The organism is Crocosphaera sp. Alani8 (assembly GCF_038442745.1).
Classification (GTDB): domain Bacteria; phylum Cyanobacteriota; class Cyanobacteriia; order Cyanobacteriales; family Microcystaceae; genus Crocosphaera.
Genome location: NZ_JARVCN010000385.1, coordinates 1 through 2,810 on the forward strand (window position 1 = coordinate 1; position 2,810 = coordinate 2,810).

Sequence of the window (2,810 nt, forward strand, 5' to 3'; positions counted from 1 at the left end):
GTTTTATGAACATGGTTTGGAACTTTGTCTCGTCAGGTGCAAGATGTGAGTAATAAATATTTAGCCAAAGTTTTGGGGATCTGATAGTAGCGATCGCCTAATAATAATGGCTAAATAGATTCTCAAAATAATCTTGGTTTGAGATTAGCAATTATGTTGCTCATTTTTTTTCTAAATGGTTTTATTAAGCAGACTGTTTTCTTTTGGTAGAAGCTTTTAGGTAGGTTTTTCAAATTACCTGGTAATTTGAAATCTTAAACACATTATAACTCAATTCTGATCACATTTTTGATGCGTTTGCCCTGCAACCAGAAGTCCTTCCGGAATTTCCCCTTTTTTGCTATGATGCCATCCCGCATTATCTTCTATGAGTAAGACCTTTTTCTTTTCGGAAATTTCTACATCTTTAGCAAAGTTTTTATAAACAAGATTCAGCCATTTTGTGTTCACTCTTGGAATTAAATACCAAATAGTTTCTCCCGTTGATGGTTTGACAAAACCATAGACATATAACCATTCATAACGATGATTTACTATAGCTGTTGGTCTTTCTCCAATGGGACTCCATACTTTTCTTATAATTGGTTTTAATCCCACTCTATGTTCATCGAAAAACCATAATTCGATTGTAGCCTTTGGATACTTTTCTTCTATTTTTTTGACTTTTAAAGGTAAGTTTTTCTTGAATTCCTCTTGTTCTACTGGATTTCCTTTTCTATGTTTTGGTCTCGGACTTTGACAAGAGTAGTTTGACTTTTTTAAATAATCCCATCCCCTTTGATTCCAAACTTTTTCTATTCCTGTTTCCTTTTCTATCCAACGTGCTACTTTCGGACCCGTCCAAATTCCTCCATCTGGTGGTCTTGATTTAATGATTTCCTTCAATTTTAAGATTTGTTTTTCTGTCAAAAGTGACTTTTTCCCTCCTTTTTTTTCTTGTTTTTTATTTCTTTTGTTTTTGATTCCTTCTTCTCCAAACTTATTATATCTTGCTACAATTTCCTTCCCATAAGTATAACTGACTCCTATGGCGATCACTGCATTTTTGACTGTCCATCCCAAAGACACTTTCCATAGTAAATGCCATCTTCTCGATTCTACTGGGTCTTGACTTTTGAGATACTTTTTTTTAAGTTCATCAGATTGATAATGGGTGGCTAAATGGGCTTTTTTCGGCATCTGACTTATCTTCGTTATTTTTTCTTTATTATAAGTCAACTTTAACAATCGGATTTAGTATAAAAGTTTCACATACTCATCAGCTCCATAAGTTACTTGAGACTCAATTTGACCAGAGCGCAAATTTTTAAACAGACCTGAATCAACAACTATCTGTCCTAGTCCTTGCAAAATCCTTTCTTGTGTTTCCCTATTTTCATATCGATCACACAAAGAGGGAGCATAAACTTCATAGACTGGATATAAGCTTTTGTTCACTTGATAAGAAGGCTGAAGTTCTTTGTTCCAGAGCAAAATCAAGTAACCATTTTCTCTTAATGCCTTTGCTGCTTTAGGATATCCTATCTCTGGGGGTATCCAATGAAAAGAAGTGGCTGCTAAAACTGCATCAAAGCTATCAACCTCTAGCATCCATTCCTCAAAAGATGTATTGAGAAATTCCACATGGGGATAGGTTTGACATTTTTGTTGAGCTAAGTGAAAAAAATCGGGATTGGGTTCTAATAGCGGTTTTCAATTGGATAGATTAAAGTAAGGAAAACCAGAAAATATTAGTTTCAACTCAAAATGAAGCCGTATTCAAGAGACATTCGTACCAAAATTATAGAAGCTAGGAATAATACTAATGAATCAAGGAAACAACTAGCAGAACGTTTTCGAGTTAGTTATAGTTTTGTGACTCGTCTTCTCAGACGTTATGATACTACAAATAGTATAGAGCCATTACCTCATGGTGGGGGAAAAGAACCTTTAATTGACTCAAAACACTTTGATATTGTAAAAGAATTGGTAGAAGAAGATAATGACGCTACTCTCCAGGAATTAAGCGATCGCCTACAAGAAAAAACAAATATCAAGGTTAGTATTCCCACAATGTGTCGTCTTGTTCAAAAATTAAATTTAACCCGAAAAAAAAACACTTCATGCAGATGAAGCTCACACAGATAGGGTTCAAAATCTGAGACGGGAATATTGGACTACAATTGGAGAGGTCAAACTTTCTGACCTAGTTTTTATTGACGAAACAGGAGTTAATAGAGCTATGACTCGGCATTTTGCCAGAGCAAAAAAAGGAAAGCGAGCTTATGGTAAATGTCCCTATAATAGAGGAAATAATGTTACTTTAATCGGAGCGATCGCTACATACGGTTTTCTCGCACCTTTTACATTTGAAGGGTGGACAAATAAACCCGCTTTTCTGACTTACGTAAAAGAGGTACTAGTGCCAGGACTCTGGCCAGGAGCTTGTGTCGTCATGGATAATTTATCAGCTCATAAAGTAACTGAAGTCAAAGAAATGATTGAATCAGCAGGGGCAAAAGTGGTATTTTTATCTCCTTATTCTCCTGATTTTAACCCAATTGAAAACTGTTGGTCAAAAGTCAAAGAATACTTGAGAAGTGTTGAATCAAGGAACTATAGTGACCTCAATCAAGCTATCAGTGATGCCATTGATTTAGTAACTGATGAAGACATAATTGGCTGGTTTACCCACTGCTGTTATTATGAGCCACCCAATTGAAAACCGCTATAAACAGACCATTGAAGACCCTAGTTGAACAAAGGATGTTGTTGCTGGGGAGCGACGCAAAAATGTCGCATCGACTAAATCTAGTCCAGGCAAGGGCTTG

Annotated in this window: 3 protein-coding genes and 1 pseudogene; 2 read left to right on the plus strand and 2 right to left on the minus strand. The window is 35.8% G+C overall.

All coding sequences use genetic code 11. From position 1 onward, the window contains the following. Window positions 1-270: 270 nt before the first annotated feature. On the minus strand, window positions 271-1,179 hold the full coding sequence (locus P9B04_RS19295; protein ID WP_342056598.1) for an IS630 family transposase: 909 nt from the start codon (window positions 1,177-1,179) through the stop codon (window positions 271-273). Between the two features lie 54 nt (window positions 1,180-1,233). After that, a pseudogene (locus P9B04_RS19300) lies at window positions 1,234-1,668 on the minus strand (class I SAM-dependent methyltransferase); the annotation flags it as partial. 78 nt (window positions 1,669-1,746) lie between these two features. Between P9B04_RS19300 and P9B04_RS19305 the strand changes: the two are divergent. Beyond that, complete coding sequence (locus tag P9B04_RS19305) at window positions 1,747-2,112, plus strand: helix-turn-helix domain-containing protein (RefSeq protein ID WP_342056599.1); 366 nt, start codon at window positions 1,747-1,749, stop codon at window positions 2,110-2,112. A gap of 25 nt (window positions 2,113-2,137) precedes the next feature. Then, window positions 2,138-2,701 carry an IS630 family transposase gene (locus tag P9B04_RS19310; protein WP_342056600.1) on the plus strand — a complete coding sequence of 188 codons (564 nt, stop codon included), beginning with the start codon at window positions 2,138-2,140 and terminating at the stop codon, window positions 2,699-2,701. Window positions 2,702-2,810: the final 109 nt, after the last annotated feature.